This window comes from Pelagicoccus enzymogenes, assembly GCF_014803405.1.
Classification (GTDB): domain Bacteria; phylum Verrucomicrobiota; class Verrucomicrobiia; order Opitutales; family Opitutaceae; genus Pelagicoccus; species Pelagicoccus enzymogenes.
The window spans coordinates 124596-148802 of sequence record NZ_JACYFG010000004.1 but is presented as its reverse complement, the minus strand read 5'-3'; the positions used below and the strand labels follow the sequence as shown (position 1 = coordinate 148802).

12 protein-coding genes are annotated in these 24207 nt (G+C 56.2%); 4 read left to right on the top strand and 8 right to left on the bottom strand.

Going from position 1 to position 24207, the window contains the following annotated elements; all coding sequences use genetic code 11:
* Positions 1–33: 33 nt before the first annotated feature.
* On the bottom strand, positions 34–594 hold the full coding sequence (locus IEN85_RS02520; RefSeq protein ID WP_191615501.1) for a carboxymuconolactone decarboxylase family protein: 561 nt from the start codon (positions 592–594) through the stop codon (positions 34–36).
* Positions 595–757: 163 nt separating this feature from the next.
* On the opposite strand from IEN85_RS02520, the gene IEN85_RS02515 reads away from it, so the two are divergent.
* On the top strand, positions 758–2383 hold the full coding sequence (locus tag IEN85_RS02515; protein ID WP_191615500.1) for a sigma-54-dependent Fis family transcriptional regulator: 1626 nt from the start codon (positions 758–760) through the stop codon (positions 2381–2383).
* A 46-nt stretch (positions 2384–2429) separates the two neighbouring features.
* Here IEN85_RS02515 and IEN85_RS02510 read toward each other — a convergent pair whose 3' ends face one another.
* From IEN85_RS02510 to IEN85_RS02485, 6 genes are all read right to left on the bottom strand, one after another.
* Positions 2430–3395 (bottom strand): lipid A deacylase LpxR family protein, encoded by a 966-nt coding sequence (locus IEN85_RS02510; protein WP_191615499.1) that lies wholly within the window; start codon positions 3393–3395, stop codon positions 2430–2432.
* 14 nt (positions 3396–3409) lie between these two features.
* Positions 3410–3907 (bottom strand): RNA polymerase sigma factor, encoded by a 498-nt coding sequence (locus IEN85_RS02505; RefSeq protein WP_191615498.1) that lies wholly within the window; start codon positions 3905–3907, stop codon positions 3410–3412.
* Positions 3908–5248: 1341 nt separating this feature from the next.
* Entirely contained in the window at positions 5249–5875 is a 627-nt protein-coding gene (locus IEN85_RS02500; RefSeq protein ID WP_191615497.1) for a response regulator, read from the bottom strand.
* On the bottom strand, positions 5856–8906 hold the full coding sequence (locus IEN85_RS02495) for a sensor histidine kinase (RefSeq protein ID WP_191615496.1): 3051 nt from the start codon (positions 8904–8906) through the stop codon (positions 5856–5858). Before IEN85_RS02495 ends, IEN85_RS02500 begins: the two co-directional genes overlap by 20 nt.
* A gap of 475 nt (positions 8907–9381) precedes the next feature.
* The gene (locus IEN85_RS02490; protein WP_191615495.1) at positions 9382–11748 is read right to left on the bottom strand and encodes a hypothetical protein; all 2367 of its coding nucleotides are present in this window, start codon (positions 11746–11748) and stop codon (positions 9382–9384) included.
* A gap of 29 nt (positions 11749–11777) precedes the next feature.
* The gene (locus IEN85_RS02485) at positions 11778–15365 is read right to left on the bottom strand and encodes a CRTAC1 family protein (RefSeq protein ID WP_191615494.1); all 3588 of its coding nucleotides are present in this window, start codon (positions 15363–15365) and stop codon (positions 11778–11780) included.
* Between the two features lie 410 nt (positions 15366–15775).
* On the opposite strand from IEN85_RS02485, the gene IEN85_RS02480 reads away from it, so the two are divergent.
* The 3 genes from IEN85_RS02480 to IEN85_RS02470 all read left to right on the top strand — a co-directional run bounded on the left by IEN85_RS02480 (position 15776) and on the right by IEN85_RS02470 (position 22637).
* Positions 15776–19522, top strand: a complete 3747-nt coding sequence (locus IEN85_RS02480; RefSeq protein WP_191615493.1) for a TonB-dependent receptor plug domain-containing protein — start codon at positions 15776–15778, stop codon at positions 19520–19522.
* A gap of 75 nt (positions 19523–19597) precedes the next feature.
* Entirely contained in the window at positions 19598–20851 is a 1254-nt protein-coding gene (locus IEN85_RS02475) for an FG-GAP repeat domain-containing protein (protein ID WP_191615492.1), read from the top strand.
* Between the two features lie 61 nt (positions 20852–20912).
* The gene (locus tag IEN85_RS02470) at positions 20913–22637 is read left to right on the top strand and encodes a tetratricopeptide repeat protein (protein WP_191615491.1); all 1725 of its coding nucleotides are present in this window, start codon (positions 20913–20915) and stop codon (positions 22635–22637) included.
* A 13-nt stretch (positions 22638–22650) separates the two neighbouring features.
* Here the strand turns inward: IEN85_RS02470 and IEN85_RS02465 are convergent, their stop codons facing one another.
* Complete coding sequence (locus IEN85_RS02465) at positions 22651–23940, bottom strand: helix-turn-helix domain-containing protein (protein WP_191615490.1); 1290 nt, start codon at positions 23938–23940, stop codon at positions 22651–22653.
* Between the last annotated feature and the right edge of the window lie 267 nt (positions 23941–24207).

Genomic DNA, 24207 nt, shown 5'->3' with positions numbered 1-24207 from the left:
ATTGTATTAGGTTTATGGTTACGTAGAAATGTGTTAACTAAGGTCTCGTATCTCTTGGGCTGGAGGATGGTCCAAGGGGGTGTTCGCGAGGTTGTTGAGCAGGCTTGCGAAGTGGACTTGGGCCACGGCTGCGACGATTTCCACGATGGTTCGTTCGTCGTGGATGGAGCGTCGGAGGCTGTTGAGCTCCTCGTCCGTGAGATGGCCGTGCTTGCGTATCAGCTGACGGGCAAAAGCGAGGGCGGCGCGATGAAGGGGAAAGTCGGACAAGCCACAGCGGGCGCGTTTGATTTCCTCCTCGCTGATTCCGAGGGCCTTAGCTCGGGAAGTGGCGGCGGACACGTCGTAGGAGCTGCTTGCCAATTCGCCGATCGCGAGGAAGAGCTTGGCCTGCAGCTCTTCCGAAAGGCTGCACTTGTCGAGAGCGTTTCCGAATACAAGGTAGGCCTCCAGCATGAGCGGGGCGTTCGCGAGCACCTGCAGGAAGCCCTCAAGGCTGCGTGCTCCGCCTGCCAGCTTCTGCAACTCGAGACGAAGGGGCGCCGGTAGGGCCTCCGTGTTGACTTGGCTGATTCTCGATTCGTTTTCGAACATGCCAACCCTTTATCACAGGCTGCGCCAAGAAGGTGCTTGTTTGCTATAAGTAATTGAAGGACAGTGTTTAGAGAATATTTCCCTGTCGGGAAAGCTCTGGCGATATCTTGGGGAACGCGAAATATAGTGTTGATGTACCACGAAATGTCGTGTTCATGGTGGTATGGAGAGCACGCTCACGAAAGGCTTGGAGGCATTGGCGGACTTGTTGCTCAAGCTGCCTCAGGAACACAATTGTCAGCGGCTTTTGGATACGGCTGCCCAAGTGATCTCCGAGTGGGAGGATGTCGCCTTGGTGCGGGTTTGGCAGCTGCGGGAGGGCGACATATGCGATCGCTGTCACTTGGCGGAGGAGTGCCAGAAGCATGTGAAGTGCATGCACTTGGTTGCCAGTGGCGGACGCTCCATGGTGAACAAGAGCGAAGTGTGGAATCGCTTGGACGGGCGTTTCGCTCGTTTTCCAATCGGGGTGAGAAAAGTCGGGCACGTGGCCCAAACGGGTCAGTCGGTCACGGTCAATCTCAAGGAAGATCGGACCTGGGTGGTGGATCCGAAGTGGGCGATCGACGAGGGCATCAAGGGGATCAATGCTCAGCCGCTGTTGTTTCGAGGCAAGGTCTTGGGCGTATTGGGAATTTTCATTCGCCGGGAGATCGACCAGAATCTCGCCCGTTTCCAGAGGATGGTCGCCGACCACCTGGCGATGGCCATTGCGAATGCGGAGGCGTTCGAACAGATACGGGAGCTGCATGGCAAGCTGGAGTTGGAAAACGAATACTTGCGTACCGAAGTGGAGGAGAGCCGGAGCTTCGGCGAAATCGTGGGTCGCAGCGAGCCGGTGCAACAAATCGTATCCAAAATCGAGTTGGTGGCGGCTACGGGGGCCAATGTTTTGGTAACAGGGGAGTCGGGCACCGGCAAGGAGCTGATTGCTCGCGAAATCCACCGACGCAGTCAGCGCAAGGATCAGCCGATGATCCGCGTGAATTGCGCGGGCATTCCGGCGAGCTTGTTTGAAAGCGAGCTCTTCGGCCATGCCAAGGGAGCGTTCACCGGCGCCTTGCGCGACCGCCCCGGGCGCTTCGAAGCGGCGGCGGGCGGCACCCTCTTTTTAGACGAGGTAGGAGAAATGCCCTTCGACTTGCAGGCAAAGCTGCTGCGGGTGTTGCAGGAAGGGCAATACGAGCGGGTGGGCGAGGATCGAACGCGCCATGTCGACGTGCGCATCATCGCGGCTACCAATCGAAACTTGAAGGAGGAGGTGCAGGAGAAGCGTTTTCGCGAGGACCTCTACTACCGCCTCAATGTGTTTCCCATCGAGGCCCCGGCCTTGAGGGAGCGTCGAGAGGATATTCCAGCCCTGCTCGCCCACTTCGTGGAGCACTTGGTAAAGCGGCATGGCTTGAAGATGCCAAGTGTAAGTAAATCGCAACTACAAGCCTTGGCTCGCTACGATTGGCCGGGGAATGTGCGGGAGTTGCAGAATCAGGTGGAGCGAGCCTTGATTACGAGTCGTGGCAAAAGTTTGCGTTTTGAGGTGCCGACAGGGGAAAGCTCCGTTGGCGGTCAAGTTGCGAGTCCGGTCTCCGAGGATGCGGTGATGAATGAAGACCAAATGGTCGAGCTGCAGCGGCGCAACATCCTCAACGCCCTGAAAGTGACGGAAGGGCGTGTTTACGGCGAGGACGGGGCGGCGAGCGTGCTCGGACTCAAGCCGAGCACGCTCGCCTCGCGGATGAAGAAGCTTGGCATCGAGTTAAGGGCCAAGCAACGGCCGTGGGAAGAGTAGGAAGATGTATCGGAATATAGAATACGTGGAGTCAAGTTGGCTCGACTCACCAAAGGCTATAGCTGATTGAGGCAAAGCTGTGATCCCCTTCTTGCGACGCGAATTGCTTGCCGAGGCGAACGATGCTGAAACTAAGCTTGGCTTTGGGCAATTGGTATTCGAAGCCAGCTTCCAACCTAGGAACGAGACTGGCTTTGGCGACCCCTGTAGACGATTCGCGGTAGGGATTGCTGAGGCTGCGGTCCCTGCCGACCAAGCTTATGGATCCGCGGCTGAAGTAGCGGATCGAGCGTCGATCGCTGCCCGGAGTTCCTTTGGCGAAGTCGGTGGCGAATCCAAGCTCCAGTTTGCTATTAGCGCTTCCCAAGCGGAGCTTCTGCGAGCTGCTTAGGTTTAGGCGATAGTCGCCTAGAATGCGTTGGCTGAGCAGACGGTCGTCTCTCGTCAGTATCAAGTCTGCCGATACATGGTTCTTTACTTGATGTTCCCAGCCTTGGGGCACGGCGCTGCCGATCAGTTTGTGGAATGAGCGCTGAGCTTCGTCGGCTTGGGAGTTGGGCCCGAAGGTTCCGACTTCGATGGCGACGCTCTGGCGCTGGTGTCCCCATGCGCGGGCGAGCGAAAGTTGGAGATAGCTCCAGCCTGCATAAGGTCGGTCGCTGGGAAGGTAGTCGGGATTCGAAAGATCGGCCGGCGTATAGATTTGTTGGCCGACGGCGATGCTTCGCAGGCTGTAGGATTGGCCTGCGTGGAAGTTTGGCAGGTCGCGGATCGCGGGTGGCGGCGGGGCGGGGAAGCTGAGTTCGAAGGGCAGAGCCGGAAGCAAGCGTTGCCATTTCGACCAAGTTACTTCGATGCCGGAGCTGTAGTAGCGGTCGGTGCCGTTGGGCGCGTCGTTCTCCAGCGTGAAGCTCAGGAATTGACCCTCGTCGCTTTCCCCCTCTTGGGCAAAGGTGGCGGTGGCCGCGAGGAGCGCGAGAGCGATCCAGCATCTTTTGATGAGCGCGTTCATGGTTCGATCGGCAGCTAGGCGACTTGGCCCTCTAGGGCGCCGAACTCTGGTCCGAAGGCTTTGCGCAGCTTGCTGCGGGCTCGGGACATGTGGCTGAGGACGGTGCCGCGAGGCATGCCCAACTTTTCGCCAATCTGGATAGCGGTGTAGCCTTCCATGATGTTGAGTTGGAGGGTGGTTCGTTCCGCTTCGGAGAGAGTCGAGAGAGTGGTTTCCAGATCGAGGCTGTGGCCTGGCGTCTCGCTGCGGGACGGTTCCGGGGCCGACTCCAAAGGGCTGAAGCTGACGACGCGCGTGCGTCTCAGTTGGTCGAAGTGAGTATTGCGAATGGCGACGAAGAGAAGGCGCCGGTTGTCGACGCTCCCGTACTTCTTTTGCAGTTTCATCCAGGCAATCTGGGCGAGGTCCTCGGCGTCTGAATGATTGCGTGTGAGGGATAGGGCGAAGCGAGTCGCTGCTCGCAGAAGCTCCCGCGGAGAGAGCTTGGACTGGGTTTTGGTGGTGTCGTGCATGGTTTAGGTACAAGTGAACGGTTTCTCTGGTGCGTCGCCTCGTAGTTGCGGCAACGCGTTCACAGTCCTTTTACCAAAGCTTGTGCCAAATTTTTCTGTTGCAGTGTAAGTGGCTGTAGGAAAGTGGTTAATGGGTTTTTGGGAGCCTTTTCTTGTTAAACGAAATTTCGTGATAGGCGAAAAGTTGAGGCAGTGGAGCACGAAATATCGTGACGAAATCCTAAGTCTGCATGCGGAGGGTAGCGGGGCTAGGGTTCTCGTTGATGGAGGTTAAAGCAGAAAAAGGCGCTTCACTATAAGGGGCCGCATTTGCTGCTTTCGAAACAGGCTGTGCTGCGCAGCCATATTGTTTTCAAAACGTTGCTTCATGTATGGAAATAATAATTACACATGAAGACTAAAACAGTATTGTCGTTGTCCCTGCTATTGCTTGCGGGGCAGGTAAGTTTAACTGCGGAGCAGTATTCCTTGGAGCGCTCTCGCTTTCCGAAGTCTGGGAATCAGGCGGGAGCATCGGTCTCCGCTCTGACTGGAAAGGGGGATCGCGTTTTGCCTCGCCAGCACTCCGAGACGGTATCCAAGGGCAAAGTTGCCCGAGGGGGGAATCGTTCGGCTGAACTAAGGTTGTCTCGAACTGCGGATACGGATCCGCGGGTGGAGTTGAGGCGTCGCCCTTTGAATGGGGCGTCCTCTTTTCCCAAAGCCCCCGCCGTTTCTGGGGTGAGCTCAAGCTAAAATAGCTTGTTTGTGAAACGAGCGGGAAGTTGTATTTGAGTTACTAATACGACTTCCCTTTTTTTGTGGGCGTTGGCTTCAGGTTTCGGGCTTAGCTCTTATCGGCCTCGTTCCCGCGAGCGATGCGGTAGCGCAAGTCGTTGCCCGCTTCATGGTCTACGGAATTGATGAAAGCAGCTACGGGTTGACCTTTTCGTCGTAGTGAATATCTGCGCCCTTTGTTTGCCACCCCGCAGCAAGCTATCGACTCCGTCGATCGCGGAGAGACCGCGACGGGGCATCACGGCAAACAAACGCTTCGCGCGACGGGGCTTGTTGAATCGCAAGAATTACCAGCGAAGCAAGCTTCGAGGAATGTACCCGTTTGCTGTTCAAGATTCCATACCCAACCGCGGCCCGCTTCCTGTCCCGAATAGATCAGGGGGGGGGGGCTCCTTGGAAGCGAGAGGCTCATCGGCAATGAGCTCTTGCATGCGAGAAGACTTTTCCGATCTAGGGAGTGGTGTAGGGGGAAGATCGCTCCTAAAAAGAAGTGCAGGCCATTATTGAGTTGCCGGATTTTGGATAGTCGCTCGCGAGGCGTGAGTGCGGTATCGACGGGAAGGGTCATTCGATGTGAATGAGCCCTCGCTTTACGGCTGTCAGGATGGCTTGGGTTCGATCCGAGACTCCGAGCTTCGAGAGGATGTTGGTAATATGGACCTTGATGGTGCCTTCGACCAGTTCTAGCTCGGCTGCGATTTCTTTGTTGCTGAGGCCTTTGGCGACGTAGCTTAAAACCTCTAGCTCACGCTTGGTGAGATGCGAGAGCGCTTGGCGGCTCAGTCGGGTCGCGATCTCCGTGGGGAGGTATTGGTCGCCTTGGTAGACGCTGCGAATGCCCTCAATGAGGTTGTCGAGTGGCATGTCCTTAACGACGAAACCGGAAGCTCCTGCTCGATAGGCTTGAGTCGCCTCTTCGCCGCTGGCGTAGTTGCTGAAGACCAGTACGCGTACTGAATTATTCTCCTTTTTCAGCAACTTGATCGTTTCGATTCCGCCAATTTTCGGCATTCGTAGGTCGAGAACGACTACGTCAGGATTTAGAAGCCGACACTTTTCCAGGGCTTCTTCTCCGTTCTCTGCTTGGCCGACCACTTCCATGTCTGGCTCGCAGTTTGCTGCTGTCGCAAGTCCCATGCGCAGGACGACGTGGTCGTCTACGAGAAGGATTCTAATCTTTTTGTCGTTCATTGTTTGATCTTGGATTTTGCTCCTCTTTGGCGTGTGGCACGATGAGGGTGACGCGTGTTCCTTTTGCGGGAGAGCTCTCTATGTTCAGGGTTCCGTCAATTCTGCTGGCCCGGGTGCGTAGCCCTCTCATTCCGAAGTGGCCGAGACCCTCGGAGAATACCTCGTTGGGATCGAATCCTTTGCCGTCGTCGATAACCTCCAGGCTCAGTTGCGTGTCGGAATAGTTAAGCACGATTCTAATATTTGCGGCTCCGCTGTGCCTGACTGCGTTGGTTATCGCTTCCTGGGCGATGCGCAGGATATGATGTTTTCTGCGGGATGGGATGACGAAGGACGAGCCCGAACTTTCGAAATCCAGTTTTGCGGTTCCAGCTCCGAGGACTTGGGCGATGTTGCGGAGAGCTTCGGGCAGGCTCTCGTCTTGAAGCCATGGCGATTCGAGGTCCCAAACGGCCTGTTGGACTTCTTGACGGGTATACGAGACCATTCGTCGAGCGACCGAGAGGCGATTGTGTAAATTTGTATCCAAATCGTCATGCTTCAGTGTGGCGTCGAGTTGGAGGGCGATGCCGCTAAGGCCTTGTTGGAGGCTGTCGTGAATCTCGCCGGCGAGGCGGTTTCGTTCGGCAAGGGTGGCCGAGGTCCTCGCTTCTTCCGTGAGCTTTTGCATGGTTTCGCGGAGTTCCTGGGTTCGTTGCTGGACGAGAAGCTCGAGTTGTTCATGCTTTCTCTTAGCCCGATGGAACCCAGTGGCCATGATGCCGAGGCAGAAGAGGGCCCCTGCGCTCCAGTAGGTGACGTAAGCTAGGGTAGAGCGGTACCAGGGAGGCGCTATTTTAAACGATGTAAGTATGGGGGAGCCGACCCGCTTGTCCCTGTCTGTGAGCTGCGCGGTAAGGCGATAGCTCCCTTCCTCTAGGCTGGGAAGGGTTAGCAGCGAATCTTCGCTATACACCTTCCAGCTTTCGGATCCTTTTTGCATTGAGAATTCGTAGATGGGTTTCTGTAAAGGAGTGTATCCACCAGAAAAATACCGAAAAACGAGATGGTTTTGGGAGTAGGGAAGTTCGGTGATGGTGTCGTTTTTGTGGTGCGCTGAGTAAAGCTGGTCACCGGTCTTGCCGTCCACTATGGATACGAGAAAGGGTTGCCTTGGAGGGACTGTCAGCGGCTTGAAATCCTGGTCGACATGATAAAGCACGGACTCTGTCGCTATCCATGCGTGTTGTCCGTTGATCAAGGTAATCATCGGGTATTGATCGCTGATGCTTGAGAGGGATTCGCTGTCCATACGGTAGCCGTTCTCGCTTGGATGGAAGGTGAGGACTCCCTTGGCGTGAGTGGCCCATATCACGCCGTCTTCATCTTCGGTGACGCGCAGCACGGTATGCTCCGCTTGCTGGAGCGAGCTTTCGATCGGGGGCGTGGATACGGGGCGCGCGGTCGCTTTGTCGAGGTAGACGCGATGGTTGTCGGGGCCGCTCAAGACGATGTATTGGTTAAGCACGCCGATGTTTACCCAGACGGGCTCGGGCCATGGGAATTGATCCATGATCTCGAGTTGAATTTCGCCATTCTCGAACCAAACGCGGCCGACCCTGTCGAGACCTAGCTCGATCCATAGGGCTTCATCGGTGCGGTGGGCGACGGAGGGAAACCCGACTCCCTTGATGCGTGGCGCGCATTCGAACCAGCGCTGCCCATCCCATTTGAGAGCTGCGATTTCGGTGCCGCCGACGACGATGCAGGTGTTGTCGTCTTGAAAGTAGACGCGATTGGCGTCGATATTCTCGAGGATGGGCGAGAAGCCTCCCGGGACCTGAGCGTACACGCCGTCGCTGTTACCCACGATCAGGTGCTCCTCGTTGGTAGCGATTGCCCAAACTCCTGAAGTGGGAAGGTTTTCGACGGACTCGAATTCGTAGTACCAAGAGTCGGCTGATAGCTCCATCTTGTAGAGAAGTCCATTCGAGGCGATGAGGCTGTGTCCTCCGCGTTGCAGGACTTGTGGCCAGCCAATGACCACGTCTGAGCGATGATCGACGACGGAAACGGGATTGTTGTAGAGCAGTTTTTCGACGGAGCTTTCTCTGGCGAGCCAGAGGATCCCGGTATCGCGAGCTGCGAGGTCGAGGATGCGGCGATAATTGGTAGTGGTGAGCGCCATCTTCCGATTTCCCTCGCCGTCTATCAGAAACAGTCCTTCGCCATCGATGGCTACGGCAAAGCCGCCATCGGGGAGGCTTTCGAGGGAGGAGATGGTGCCGAGGCGTCGGCTGCCAAATCCGAAGTCGCGCTCCACGAAGGATGTCCCGTCGAAGTAAACGAGCCGGTTGTTCGTGGTGGCGGCTACAATCCCATTTTCTCCAAAGTAGGCTGTATTGAAGATGCCAATATCCGGGGAGACCATCTCCGTTTCCTGGCTTTGTGGATCGAATCTCACGGTGCCGTACGTGCCGGAGGAGAGGTAGATTTCCGAGTCGAGCGTGAAGGCGGAGGCAACTTGGAGCTCGAAGAACGAGTGCTCCATGGTTGTGGTGTTCAGGTGCACCACACCGGTGGTGCCGACGAAGAGAACGCCTGTCGGAGTGAAGAGAATCTGGGTGAAGTTCGTGGCGTTCACCCATGCTGGGTATTGGGCAGGGCGCAGCGAGGTCGGGCGCAGCGACCCGTTGCTTGTCGTTTCAGCGATACCCCAGGAGGCAAGCGCTCCGTAGTAGGCGGTACCTCGCGAGTCGACAGCCAGCTCAAGCATGGGGAGGATGTCGTTGTTGTGGATTGCGAGGTCGATCCAGGAATCGTCGTTAAGGACGATATAGCTTCCGCCGCTGATGACTGCAAGACGCCCCAGGCGATCGAAGCTCAACTGCGGCCCCCGGGAGGCGCCTATTTCTTCGATCGAGTAGATGCGCGCGATGGGGAGACCGATGGTAGGGGACGATGCCCCCCAGGAGAGGAACTGAGAGCCGGACGCCAGAAGTGCGAGGCAGGCAAGTCGGGAGAGTCTAAGGTGAACGAGAAAGGAGGGCATGGGTTGGGGCGAGGGCTTAGACGAGGCGTGGTTGCAAGCGACTGGGTGTGGTGGAGGGCATTGGCGACGCAGGGCTTAATCCCAAGCAAAGGGTGCGATCTGAAAAGTAAAGCCTAGCGGATAAATTGCAAGGGGCTGGATCTCTTGAAGCCGTGCCGGTTCGCTTGCTGATAGTGGTGTAGGAAAACCTTTTTAGTATATAACTATACCCAGGAGTATAGGCTATTAATAACCAATGTTTTCTTTCCAGATTTTGGGAAATGATATCTTTATAGTGCAAATGGTTTCTGTCTCTGGTCCTGCATTTAAATCTAGTTTCATTGGTTGATCGTGCCGGTGGGACAGGGAAGTGTTTCTTTTTATGTCTCTGTTCATGGTTTCATGTATAGTGCATACGGTAGCATTGGCCCGGCTCTCTGGGGTATGGGGGTCGGGCTTTTCGCCCGTGGCATTGATTGTTAGGAGTGAGTGAACTTTAGAGGTATTCTGAACAGCGTTTTAGGGCGATCTCCAGCAATTCGGCTGGAATGCTCATGCTAAAAGTTTTGGAAAGGCTCAGAAGCTGGTATGTCTGCAGGGGGGTTAGTTGATAGAGTGAGTCTTCGTTCATGGATTCCAGAGATGCTTCGAGTTCCGCCCGTGCCAGTTGTCGCTTGTTGTTGAGGGCAAGCGCGATGGCTTGAACAACCCTTCGGTCCCAGTCGAAGGGGATGTATCCAGATTTTATGGACTCGGACAGTTTTTCGCTATGCCTGCGGGAGTTGAGGGTGTCTTTCGAGTGCTTGTAGAAAATTGAAAGCGCGGCCGAGACGTTTGGGTCTTGCGGGTAGGCTTCTTCGATCGTTTGGGCGGCGAGACCCGCCGGTTCCATGCGTCTCATCTCTACGAAGTATTCCGTGAGTCGACTCATGGATAAGGCCTCGTCTTGCTGTGGGCAAATTTCGAATACGGCTAGTTTCTCGGATTCGAATCCCGCAACGGCAGGAAGGTGATAGGGAATTGCTCGCAGGTAGAGGGGGAGGACCCAGGTTTGCAGTCTTTCGAAGAAAGTATTTTGGCCAGGACTTTGGGCCTCCTGTACGAGCTGGGGCAGCACTTCGTCCCAGGATGGAAGCAGGATGTGAGTGATCTCGCGGCTCTCGAGTACTGCTTGTACTTCGGTGTTCTCAGGGGCGCTTAGAATACGAGAGGCTGCAACCTGACCGGGGTATGACTCCCACGCAGTTGATAGCAAGGCAGTGAGGTTTCCGTGAAAGATGAGAGAATCGGATTGGGCGGGAGAGGCGAGGGCGTGTACCTCCCGGCTGGGATTATGGGTAGCGAGCCAATGCGAAAGGTGTCTTTGCACTAGTGCCTGAAGGTCGGCGGGGCGCAGGGGAGTGTCACCGGAGGGACGGCGCAGGGGGTCGGGAAGGCTCTTGTTCCAGGCGAAGAGGCTGAATAGCATCACGCCCACTGCGGTCCAGGTGTATCGGCCGGAGTCGAGCGTCTGCCTCTGGACGAGTTGCCAGAGAAGAGGAAGCGATATGAGTGAGAGGGCGATACCCCAGCGTATTTTGAATACAGCCAGGATAGCCGTCGAGACGTAGACGCACAGTATGCTGAGAGTTGTCTTGAATTCGGGTGCGCCTTGCTTGAAGCGAACGAAGGAACTTACCCCGAGGGCTGCGATCGTTGTCGCAGGTAGCAAAAGGATGAATACAATCTCCAGAGGGCCCGCGCCGTTCAGCCAGGCAAATGAATTCTTGAACACAAGGGGTGCGTCCAGGTCCGAGGGGCGGAGGGAGCCAGGGGTAGCGTACAGCCATCCCAAGTGCTTGTAAGCGATTTGATAGTAAAAAAGGGAGCCGAGCAGGGGGATGCCGCATCCGAGTTTCCAAAGGGTGGATGAACGACTGTTTTTACCGTCGATGATGGACAAGCTTCCGTCGAGGGTCAGTCCGATCCCGAGCCATGCGATCGCGTACAGGGGGTGGTTGTATCGTAGTTCGCTTGTTTCGAGAGCGACAGGGTTTTGGTCGATGAACCAAGCCATTGCGGTGATTCCGGCCCCGAGTGAAGACCACTTGAAGAGCGATTGGGAGCTTGTGCCCTGGCTGTAGATCGTGAGAGCAGCTATCGCTGCGATGGCGAGGACTGAAATGAAGCCGAAGGTGGGAGAGACGGCAAGGGCTAGGGCTGCGAGCACGGCTGTCGAAGCGGGGAGTTTGTATTCCCTATTTGGATTCGGTACGCTGATGGCTATGGCGGCACTGGCCAGTAGGAGCGCCCACCTGTCCGCGTCGATGGAACCTGGAACGAATTGGGCGGAGAAGAAGGGAAAGAGGGCCAGGAAGGCAGTAGTCGCTGCCGCCTTAGCGATGTTGAAACGGCGGGCGATGAAGCCTGCGACGAAAGCGAGCGCGATGGCATGGGAAAGGATCGGCTCCCACAGGGCGGCTTTCTCTATCGCTATCGGGAGTGGGTGTCCGGTGGTCAGGCTGATGCCTCCGGCTATCGCCGCTAGCCATCCCGCGTACAGTTTGGGAAGCTGTTGAACGCGGCCGGTGGGAGCGGCATCGCTCAGGTAGAGCGTGGAGCTGAATGGGCCATTCTCGACTAGTTCTTGTGTGTAGGCGATCCAGCGGTAGGTGGTGCCGTGATTTCGCGTTGCCAAGAAATGCCTTTGTCCGAGCTCGTAGCCGGTAGGAGAGTCGCTGTCTAGCTGGGGCGCGGGGCTTCCTTGGCTGGTCAGTGTCTCCGCCCAGGTCAGGGATCGGTAGTCCGTTTTAAGAGCAAAAAAGAGCGTGAGGAGGATGACAGCGGCGGCGGCTCCCTTATGCCATAATGGGGTGGGGTTCATGGTGTCGTTCGGTCGCAGAATTTTAGGGGCTAACGGTCGATCGCTTCGACGCGCCAAACGCCAGCGGAAGGGGCGTCCTCGTGGGAGCTTTGGGTGCCGTCTGGCCATCGCACAATGAGGGTGGGCGACTGGGAAGCATCAGGGTTGGCAAGGTAAAGGGTGTGTGAACCTTGAGTGTGCCAACCCCCTCCGAGGCCTATTTCGTGGTAGCGGGTGGATCCGTCGGGGAATTGAAATTCCAGTTGGGCTCCGATTGCGTCTATGTTCGTCCGAGGGCCCCGAACCTCAACGGAGAGCCACTGGTCAGCGTATTCAGTTTCATTAGACAGGTAGGCATTGTTTGCGCCATGTTGCATCGCCAGCAAGTCAGGCTTCGAGTCTGCGTTTGCATCGAAAACGGCGATCGCTCTACCGTTTTTAGGAAGCAGGAGTCCTGACTTTGTGGGTGGTGTCGAAGTGAAGGTTCCCTCTCCGGTTCCAGCCAAGAATAGGCCCATGTCTCCATGGAAACGCGGGATGGCAATGTCGGTGTTCTGAGTTGCTGCGATGTCGCTATTGCCGTCTCCGTCGAGGTCTGCGGCCGCCATTCCGATGATGGGGCTAGTCTGCGCTGCTGCGGAGAAGGGCGTGAATGCGTAGCTACCGTCAGCTTGGCTCAGGAAAATGCCAGACTCGAAGTTGCTCGCTTCAAGTCGCTGCGCGGAATCGAGCTGGGCTTGTCCGTAGACTTCAGCCATGTTCGCTTTGGCGAAATCGTCGTTCTTGGGAAAGGTCCGGAGGACATGGGGGAGTTTGGCCCCTATGTCCACGCGGGAGCGAACGGGGTAGAGGACCCCGTTGTCGTAGACGGCTTCGGCGATCAGGCGTGTCCCATTGCGGGCGAAATCTCCGTAGAATAAAGTGGCAGGGGCTTGCGGCGAGGCGTGGTAGGTGGTGTTTAGTCCGAGGTTGCCGACAGCGAAGTCGAGCGATCCGTCGCCGTTGAAATCGGCGCTGGCGAGCGCGTTCCACCAGCCCTTTCCGCCGCTTTCGAATCCCACGGATTCGGTGTAGTCGGCGAATTGGCCACCTCCTTGGTTTTTATAGTAGCGAACGTAGTCCCACTCGAGGGCTACGATCAGGTCGGGGCGCCCATCGCGGTCGACGTCGCGGAAGAGGGCGCTCTTGACGAGACCGGGCTTGGCCAGCTCGGGCGCGAGTTGTTTGGTTTTGTTTACGAAGGTGCCGTTATCGTTGATGAGGAGAAAACTGTCTGGAGTTTCTGGATACCGTCCGGGGATTGAGCGTCCGCCTATGAACAGGTCGAGGTCGCCGTCGGAATCGACATCGGCTCCAACTGCGGCTCCGGCGTTCACGCTGAGCTTGGGGAAGTCGGTATCGGGCGTGAAATTTCCCGCTCCATCGTTGAGCAGCAAGGACACGCGGAAGTGGTCCGGCCACTTGCTTGCGTTCGCGCTCGCTTGTGTGACGAGGAGGTCTCGATCGCCATCCATGTCGGCATCGAAGGCTAGGATTGGTCCGTTTTCAGTTTCGACTTGGGCGAGCGAGGGAATGGTTTGAGGTTGGAACGAAGCGTTCTTCCAAGTGAGCAGCTTATGTTTGGATCCGGTCGTCGCTCCGTAGAGCACATCATCTACCTTGTCTCCGTTGAAGTCGGCGACGACGAGGGAGGGGCCAGCCCGGTCTGTTCTGAAAGGGAGGAAGGCCTGCTCTTTGTCGGCGAGAGCTAGCTCTGATTTGTCGTGAAAGGACAGGCCTAGCGCTGTATTGCCCTTTGAGAACAGGCTTTGTGATTCCGGTTTGGATACGCTTTCGGGAGATTGGGCTTCTACTATTTTATAGGCGCTGTTGGTTGCGAGATTGTTGAAGACTTGCTGCTTCCCCGATGGCCATTCGACGATTAGCTTTTCGATGAAAGCGTCGTTACCGACTCCGAAATGGGCGACAGGTTCGCTGCTGGATGCGTAACCTCGAGCCACGGTGAGAGTGCGTGATTGCAGTCCGGCAGAGGGAGACTCGATGCGGACGACCGCGCCGATTCCGTGGGAGTTCGACTGGGTTCCTTGTAGTTGTATTTTGATGCTTCGATGCTTTTCGACGTTGTTGCGAAAGACCTTGAGGCCACCGTTGTAGTCTAGGTAGACGAGGTCGAGGTCGCCGTCGTTGTCTAAGTCGGCGGTGGCTGCCCCGAAGGTGACGCCGATATCCGTAAGCCCCCAGTCCTCGGTGACTTCGGAGAAACCGTTTCCGGAGAGGTTTCGATAAGCGAGGTTTGATTCGTCGAGGGGCGGCGATCGCTTCATCACGGCGATCCGTTGCATGTCGGAGAGGGCGCGCATCATGCGGGCGAGCAAATCGCTATTGTTCGCCTCGCGAACCATCCCGTTGGTGACATGCAGGTCTGCCCAGCCGTCCTGGTCGAAATCCTCGAAGCGTACGGACCAAGTCCAGTCTGTAGCTTCGATCCCGGCCCAGCAGGCTACTTCTCCGAAGACTCCGAGTCCTGTGTTGAGGAGAAGGCTGTTGCGTGTGTATTGGGGGGCAATCCCCTCCGTGGTACCGGTTGTCAGTACATCGTTTCGGGAGGCGGCCAAGCCGCGTCGATCTTTCTCGCGGGAGGTGGTGGCCATGTCGGCGACGAGTAGGTCGATGTGGCCGTCGTTATTGATATCGGTCGTATCGGCTCCCATGGAGGAGTAGGGCGCGCTGGGGGCGACTTCGTGCAATACGTTTGAGAACGTTCCGTCTTGATTGTTTCGATACAGGTAATCGTTGCCCGAAAAATCGTTGGCGATGTAGAGGTCAGGCCAGCGGTCTTCGTCGAAGTCGAACCAAGTGGCGGCGTGCCCGAAGGTCGACCCTTGAATTCCTGCTTCTTTTGTAGTCTCCACGAAGTAGCCTTCCCCGGTGTTGCGAAAGAGGCGATCCTGGCGGCCCTGCGATTCGGTACCGTCGACTTGGTTGGTGAGCACTAGCACGTCTAGCCAGCCGTCCCGATCGTAGTCCACGAAGGAGCCCACGACGCTACCGTCCGTAATGCCGAGCCCTCGTTTCTCGCCTTCCTCCTCGAAGGTTCCGTCACCTTGATTGATGTACAGCAGGTTAGGGGCTCGGTTGCGGCAGACGTAGAGGTCGAGCCAGCCATCGTTGTCAACGTCGGCAAACACTGCTCCTTGGCGCCATATTGCCTCGTCGTCGGAGATGGCGCTGGAGAGCCAGCCCAACACGGAGGAACTCTCGGAGAGCCCTGCATCGTCGGTGACGTCTTCGAATCGCCAGTTTCCGACATTGCGGAATAGCCTGCCCGGTTTGGTTTTGGTGCTGACGTAAAGATCGACCTTACCGTCTTGATCGAAGTCTGCGGCGCAGACTCCGGATCCCATCCCTCCACCCATGAACTCACGGTAGCGTTGGGTCCACATGAGTGGATCGTCGTATTGGTTGTCGACTTGGAGTCCGCTCTCCTCGGGTGGTACGGGTTCAAATAGCTTGCCGGTGTTTGAGGGGGGGGAGGGCGAGAATTCGGTTTGCGTTAGCGCCTGCGAGTGCAGCTGGAGTGCTGAGACGAAAAGGGCGAGAGGGAGGTGCAGCGACAGGCGAATTATTTGGGGGGTCATTGAATAGATGGTAGATTTGGGATTATATAATTGAACTATTTTCTATTATATATTTTGGGGTTGGGAGTGGGGCTTAGGTGCTGCGGTTTGGATGCTGGGAAAAGGCACGCCATGGGCAAATGGACAATGGTTATAGAGGTTTCTATAGCCTTGGTTATAGATGCTTTGAGTAGGTCGCAAATGTGTGTATCAATGTCGCAAAATGCCCGTAGACCGGAGCTCTGTCTTGTTGGTAGACTGTAAGCTCTCGTTGCACCCGAAATTAGATTTTTTCATCACAGGAATCTAAACGCGATGTTACCCCAAATCGTTTGCTTCAGGTAGTTTCGTCTACCGTCGTTCGCGTTGGCTGTCGTTTGTCGGGTTGTAGGGAGAGATTAACTACAAGCTAACAAAATTGTTACCTGATTATGATAAAAATACCACCTGGAAAAAATAGATACACGGGGGCGATCATCGCTTCTGTGTTGCTGCCTACGATTGGCTACTCCCAATCGGAGCCAGACGTATCCGATGAGGAGGTTTTCACCTTGTCTCCCTTCGAAATCTCCGGCGACGCGAATAGCGGTTACTCAACCCAAGCCACTCTAGCGGGTAACCGCTTGAAGACTGACTTGAAGGACTTGGGTACCTCCCTATCCGTCTACAACGAACAATTCTTGGACGATGTTGGCGCTACGGACAACAGCACGCTTCTGAAGTACACTTTGGGTACTGAAGTTGGCGGTGTATATGGAAACTACTCCGGATCGGGAGGAGGGACCAATCCTGACTCCAACGCGGCTTTGAATCCGCAGTCGACCAACCGCGTTCGTGGCTTGGTAGGAGCGGACAACACTCGCGACCTGTACCTCTCCAGTATCCCATGGGATGGATACAACGTGGACGGCGTCGACATCCAGCGCGGTCCGAACGCGATCCTCTTTGGACAAGGAAGCCCGGGGGGCGTGATCAATACCCGCATGAAGCAAGCGAGCTGGCAGGATGCCGGTGAAGTCGCTATCCGCGTCGACGAGTTTGGCAGTGTTCGCGCGTCGGTTGACATCAATCGCGTGCTCATCGAAGATCAGCTAGCGGTTCGCTTTGCTGCGGTGGACAACAACTCCAAGTTCAAGCAAGATCCTGCCTTTGACGACATCCAGCGGCAGTATTTCGCGTTTCGCTACGAGCCAAGCTTCCTTACCTCCGACAATGCTCGCACGATCTTGAGGGCGAACTACGAAATGGGAGATGGCGAAAGCAACCGTCCGCGCAACTTGCCACCGCGCGACCGCATCTCTCCATGGTTCACCGAGCTGAACAATGAACTCTACGACGTGGCTTGGGGCAACGACAACCACTGGCAAATTCCAGGTCGTGGAGCGGCAGCCAACCAAGATGGGGAGACTCCGGCTAACCCGAATCCGAACTACGTGGAATGGATCGGCAATGCGACCAATGGTACGGGATACGCGGGCTATTTCGGTGGCTCGATTTTCTCCTACCTGCCAGGCGAGTCTCAGCCCGTTCTCGGGCTGGCTCCCAACGCGGTTGCCTATCTCGGCCTCTCTCCAGATGCGGCGGACGAAGAGACCGGCGTTATCGATTTGGAAGGCGGACGCGACGGTAACATTTTTGGCTTGGCCGACGGGAACCCGCACGGTTTGCCTGGCTACCGCGACTATGCTCAGTACAAAGGCTTGCCATTCGCCAGCCTGACCAAGGACAAGTTCATCACGGATCCAGCGATCTTCGATTTCTACAACTACCTGATAGATGGCGACATCAAGCGGGAGTGGCAGAACTTCGATTCTCTCGATCTCTCCCTTAGCCAGACGTTCTTTGGCGACACCATGGGCTTCGATATCGGATATCACAAGGAAAGCTACCTCTCAGGTGGTTACAATCCAGTTTCCGATACGATCCACATCGATGTAAACAGCCGTTTTGCTGACGGTACCAATACGCCTGAAACCGGCTGGTACACCGATGGCACTGTCAATCCAGGCGCTGGACGTCCTTTTGTACGTCTTGGCAATGCCAAGGGCGAATCCGTAACCGATCGTGAAAGCTGGCGCGCGACTGCCTTCGTTTCCCACGACTTCGATAAGGGAGACAACAACTGGATTACGCGTCTGCTTGGTAAGCACACTGTCACCGGCATGGCGTCCAAGGACGACTATCTTCGCACCAGCCAAAGATGGCGCAGCAGCACCTTCATCGGCGACTACTACGGCCTCGGGCAGTTCGAAGATATCAAGGCTAACAACGGCCGCTTCTGGGCAGATTTCGTCCCGATGCAAAACGTATACATCGGTCCGAACCTCCAAGGCGCGTCGCTGGGTCAGGACCTCGGGATCCGTCCCCCGATGGTAGCTCCTCAGTTTTCGGATACCATGACCCTGCGTTACTTCGACTCTACTTGGAATAAGCCTATTAACCCTCTGCTAGAAGATGGTTCTGCTAATCCGGCCTATGTAGATCCCGGTGCCATCTGGTACAACCAGGTCACTGCCGGCACCGCGGACGGCCCCATCGAGTCCACGCAGTCCGAAAATCCCGCGAACTACGTTGGCTGGGTTACGCGTGACGTTCAGCTCATGACCGATGCCGACCCTCGCAATCGCGATTTCCTCACCGAGAGCCGCGAATGGGACGACCGTTACAACGAAGCGACTGCCATCGTATGGCAGGGTAAGCTCTGGGACGGTTCGCTCGTAGCCACGGCAGGTATTCGCAACGACGAAGTAGGCCAGGTCCGCACTACTTGGAACACGGACGACTCCACGGAGTACCCGACGGAAATTCCTTACACGGTCAACGAAACCGGCCCCTTCAAGGAAGAGTCCAAGAGCTGGGGATTGGTTGCTCACACGAACGATCTCCCGTTCATCGGTGGGTTGATGGACAACCTTCCAGTTAACGTGAGCCTGTCCTACAACAAGTCTAACAACTTCCAGACCGGTCAGGTTTTCGTGGACTACTGGGGCCAGCCATTGCCGTTGCCTGAAGGTAATACGGAAGACATCGGGCTCATGGTTGCGACCAAGGACGGCAAGTATTCGCTTCGTCTGAACCAGTTCGAATCTGACGTGAAGAACAATGTTGGTACAGGTCTAGCCTTCTGGCTCTACGGCAACAACATCGGCATCTACGCCCAAGCTTACCACCAGTTCAAAAACAACTACCAGTACCGCAGCCAGCCTAACAACGGTCCTACTTACGGTGACGGCACGATCAGTGACCTGCCGGTTCCGACCGACGAAGAGCCAAACCCAAGGTGGAGTTTCGACTACCAGCCTCTCAATGGCCAAACGGTTGCTGAAGCCGAGGCTTTGGAAACGGCGGTTATTGCCGCCTATGACCAGTGGCTCGAAGAAATGGCTCCTCTGCCACAGATGATGGCGGAAGCTTGGAGCTTCGCATGGGACGGAAGCGACTTCACGGAAGCAGGTCTCCCGTTCCGCTTCACCGATGACATCAAGGCGGAAGGCTACGAGCTCGAGTTGCATGCCCAGATCACCGACAACTGGCGCATGACTATGAACGCCTCCAAGATCAAGTCCTACCGAGACAACCTCGGTAAGACTTTGGCTCCAGGTGGTGAAATGACCATGATCGAGTACCTGCTCGATTTCAACGATCGCATGAATACCACCGCGATGGGCGACCTTCGCATCTGGGGTTCCGGCAGTACTGCCAATGCTCGTGACAACTGGAACGGCTATGCCGACGGCGATATCAAGGCCCGTCTCGCTGAAGAAGGGACTGTGGTACCGGAGAACCGTCTCTGGCACGTGAACTTCGTCACCAATTACGACTTCGGCGACGGCAAGTTCAAGGGCTTGAGCGTCGGTGGTAGCGCCCGTTACCAGTCGGCGTCCACCTTGGCCTACAAGCCATACTACGAGGTGTCTGAATTTACAGGTAGAGAGTTCCTCGCCTACGATTTGGATACGCCTTACAAGGATGACTACCAGATGGACTTCGACCTATGGGTGGGTTACGGCAAGCCGATCTTCAACGACAGGGTCGATTGGAGAATTCAGATGAACATCTCAAACGTGGGAGTAGGCGACGAGCTCGTCCCGATCACGGTGCAGCCTGATGGTACGCCAGCGGCCTACCGCATCAAGGCTCCACAGCAGATATTCTTAACGAATACCTTCAAGTTCTAGCCATAGTAAGTATCTTAGTTAATGCTTCGCCCCTGGATTCGTTCAGGGGCGTTTTTTTGGGGATGCCTCAGTTGTATGAGAAAAACAATTACAGAATTGATATGGATGGCTTCGTGGGCGGTCGCGGGGATGTTCTTCGTCGGAAACGCTTTGGCCCTGCCCGCTCGTCCGATTGCGAGTCGTAGTATCGGGGCGGCAGCCGTGGGCGAGCCATGGGTGAGCAACGTGAATATCGCCGATCTCGACCAGGATGGCTTGATGGACGTTTTGGTCTGCGAGGGCCGTCTGAATCAGGTCAGTTGGATGCGACAGGTTGAGCATGGCGGGTTCGAGGAGACCGTAATCGCAAGCATGGCTCCTGGGCCGGTATTTACGGAAACGGTTGACCTGAACGGAGACGGCCTGCTCGACGTCTTGGTCGCTTGTATGGGGATCGTTGTGCCGAATAACGGAAGAATCGGATCGGTCCTCCTATTGGAAAACAAAGGGGAGGGACATTTCGAGCAACGCGTTCTCTTAGAAAACGTTCCTCGGGTGACTTATGTGACCGCAGCGGACCTGAACGAGGATGGGAGGCTGGATCTAGTGGTTGGAATGTTCGGGTTTTACGACGGCGAAATTCGCTGGATGGAGGATCTCGGAAACGGCGAATACGCGAGCCACACCTTGCTTGACCTATCTGGTACCATCCATGCTCCCGTTTGCGATGTGGATGGCGACGGCGACTTGGACATCGTGGCGCTGGTTTCCCAGGACTGGGAGGAAATACATGTTTTTGAGAACGACGGTGGCGGCGGGTTTCAAGGTCGAGTGGCTTACGGATCTTTAAACAAGAACTTTGGCAGCAGCGGCATTTGTCTAGCGGATGTCGACGACGACGGCAGTATCGACATTGTCTATACGAATGGAGATGGACTGGACTACTCGACGCCAGGCCCTCGCTCATGGCACGGTGTGCAATGGCTTCGTAACGATGGTTTGGGAAACTTTGAATACCGGCGTATTGCCGACTTGCCTGGGGCCATTAGCCCTTTGGTCGTCGATTATGATGGAGATGGAAAGCGGGACATCGTGGTGGTGAGCGGATTCAACGACTGGACTTTACCGGAAGCGGTGTCTGTGGTCTGCTATCGGCAGGAGGAAGCGATGGCCTTTGAAAGGCTTGTTTTAGCTCGCGAGCCGACTCATTTAATTTCCGTGGACGGAGCTGACATGGATGAGGACGGCGAGGTGGAACTAGTGACCGGAGCGTTTATGTATTACCCGCCTTTCGACAAGAAAAGCCGCGTGACTTATTGGGATCGCGATCAAGCTCGCGAAGGAGACTGAGATGACGCGGATTGGATGGGGTTTATCGGCCTTTGTCTTTGCGTGCTTCGGCGCCTTAGCGATGTCCGAGGTGAAGGATGATAGCTTGGCGGAACTGAACGACTTGGGATCGCTTTTGGAGTTGCCGGAGGAGCTCTCTCGGGAGTCGGCTCTCGGAGAGCGTTTAAGCGCTCTCCTGGAATCGCTGAACACGGCGAACCCAGATCGTACAAGGCTGCGAACGGTTGCGAACTTGTATCATGCCAACGAATACGATAGGGAGGCGAAGTGCCTCTACGATTGGTTGATCGCTTCTGCCGAGGACGATTTGGAACGCGCTCGCTTGAATTACTTGGCTGCTCAGCTGGTGAAGGAAAAAGGGGATTCGGAGGGAGCGATGTCCTATCTCGAGACCTCCGTCGCAGCCTACGATGGGTATGGCTTGGCGTTGGCGCAGCTGGGCGAGGCCAGGTTCAAGGAAGGGAGTCTCGATACGGCAGCGGAGCTTTTCCAGCAGGCTAAGTCGATTGATCGGGAGCTGGCCTCTGCCTATGTTGGCTTGGCCCGCGTTTTCGAGCGGAGAGGGGAAATCGAGCAAATGGTGAAGGAGCTGGAATCCGTTCTCGAATTTGACGCGGTCAATAGCAGCGCTCTGGCCTTGCTGTCCCAGGTTTACGCTCGGCTTGGCGATGAAAAACGTGCCTACGAAGCCTCTGAAGCGATCGAGTATTCCGCAGGCGTTCCGGAGAATGACCCTTGGTTCCAGGAAGTGATAGATGCGATATACGATGTGCAGCGCTTGGATTTCCTCTTTCTCGACTACTTTACTTTAAATCGCTTTGAGGAAGCCCTGCCTTATCTCGAACGAATGGAGGCCTTGGATCCCGAAAACCCACGATACTCTCGCTATCGGGCAGTGATGTATATGGGGTTTGGATACTACGAAAAGGCGGAAGAGGAGCTTCGCGAAGGTTTGGCCAAGGGGGGCGCGGCGGATGTCTTTTATCCTTTATTGGTGAAGTCCCTGAGCCTTCGTGGGAACAAGGAAGAGGCGGAGCGAACCGCTCGTGCGGCTGCGGAGCGTTTTGGCGCCAGCGGAGAATTGAATCTTGAATGGTCAAGACTGCTGGTCGAGCAAGGGGCCTACGAGGAGGCGTTGTCAGTGCTTGAGCGGGGCATCGAATCGGACCCTTATTCCCTTGAGCTGCATTTCGCTCGCGCTCGATTGGGAATGAAGAAGGGCAAGATCGATCAAGCGAACGAGAGCTTGCGAATGCTTCGCCAACTGGCGCCGATGGATGCGGAGGCCATGGTGAGAGCGGCTTTAGTGCTCATGGAAGCGGGGCGTTTTGGAGAAGCGCTTCCGTTTCTGCAGCAGTCACATCAGGTCGCGCCGTTTTACGATGAGGCGATCGAGCTTCTGTCCGACGCTCACTACGAGCTGGGGCTGGAGGCGGTGAAGAGCAGGAAGGTGGACGAGGCTTTGGAACGCTTCGAAAAGTCTTTGGCCCTTCGCCCTCGAAGGATGGATGCCCTTGGCGCGAGGGCGCAAGTGGCGGTTCAGGCGGGTCGGTTCCAAGAGGCGGAGCTCGCTTTGCGAGCCTTGCTCAGTGCGGCCGGCGACCGGCCGGGCATCTTGATCGTTTACGGAGATGTGCTTTTCCGCAACAGGAAGCTTGAGGAGGCGCGTGAGGTTTGGAACGTGGCGCTGCGCTTGGTTCCCAACGAGGGGAGCGAGTCGGAGCTTCGGCGGGAGCTCAAGGCTCGGCTTGAGCAGACGTCGTCCCTCGGGGCCGGTGAGGGGTGATTGAGCGGCTTTTCTAAGCTCCGCTGCGAAACTCCGAGGGGGTGAGGCCGTAACGTTTGCGGAAAGTCCTGAAGAAACTTCCTGGCGAAGAAATGCCCACGCGCCGGGCGATGTCCTCTACTGTGTCGTCCCGTCGCTCGACGAGCAATCGGGTAGCTGCCCTCATGCGCGTCTCTTCGATGTGCTCGCGAATGGTTTTTCCTTTTTCCGCCCGGAAGTCGCGTTCGAGCTGTCGTCGAGAAATCCCCAGGGCGTCGGAGACGGGGTTGACGCCTAAGTTAGGGTCGGAATAATTTTCCGCAATGAATGTCATGGCCCGATGGATACGGGGATTGTTTCGAGAAGATACCTCAGTGCTGGTTCTTGCTTCCACCTTCCTGGGAGCGATTCTGATGCATTCGGTCTCGCAACGTTTGCCGTCCATGAGATCGGAAAGCAGGGCGGCCGCTTGGTACGCCATGTCTTCCATGTTCGGGTCGACGCTCGAGAGACTGACGTGGGACGCCTCGCATTCGACCGTTTCGTTTCCTGCCCCGAGGATGGCGATTTGGTCTGGAACGCATAGTCCGATCTCGTCGGCGATGGTTAATAGTTCCCCGGAAAGGCAGTCATTGAACGAGAAAAGGCCGATGCGGTCTTGGGGCTTGGAAAGCAGTTCTAGTACGGACTGGCGCCACTCTGTCCAGTTCTCTTGCCATGGTTGGAATGATTTAGCGTGGGGAGGAGGGAGTTGGCCGCAGGGGTATCCGAAGGCTTTGAGCGCTGAACGAAAGCCTGCGAAACGCTCTTGGTTTTGAGGGTCGTCGATAAAGGGCGCCCACAAGAAGTTCTGGCAGCCTACTTCGATTAGGTGCTTTGCTGCGAGTTTTCCGATTTCGAAGTGGTTAGGCTCAATTCTTGGTATTGAGCGGCAATCGTCGGCCAGGCTGACGGTCACGTTCGGCACCTTGGTGCCGTTCGCGAAGGAGGGCTGATCGGATTGGTAAGGAACGAAGGCGAGAATCCCGTCGCCATCCCATCGCTTGGGAAGCACTCCGGTGTGCAGCATGTCCGTAATAAGGTGCCAGTTGTGTTCCTTGGCGAAACGAGCGATGCCCTGCAGGAAGTCTTGATTGGCGTACTGGGCCGCGACTAAAATTTTACTTCGACTGGCGGGGCTCTGTCTTGTTCGTCCCTGCTGGTGAGTGGGCTCGGGAGGCGGCCTCTTGTTGGAGGGGGGCAGGGGGCTGATTGCGAAGGGCGCTTGAAGCGGGTGGGCGGGCTTATGAGCGACAAAAGTAGAGGATGTACTGTTTGCGTTCATGCGAGGGAAAAGTGGGGGTAGGGAGCCGTAGGGCCGGAGTCGACCGGGACCTTCTCTGATACCGATTGAACGAGCGGTAGTGATGAACCGTCAAGGTGGCGTTGGCTAAAAATGGCATATGTCTTTGGTTATATGCACGAGGAGGGGGTGGCTCGGAAAGTGCGGCGGAGGCGCGTCTATAACTACGGTAAGGGGTATTTGCTTACCTTTGTAGGCTTGTGTGCAATGGGGGCTTGGGAAGCGTTGTGTACACCCCAATACGCGCCC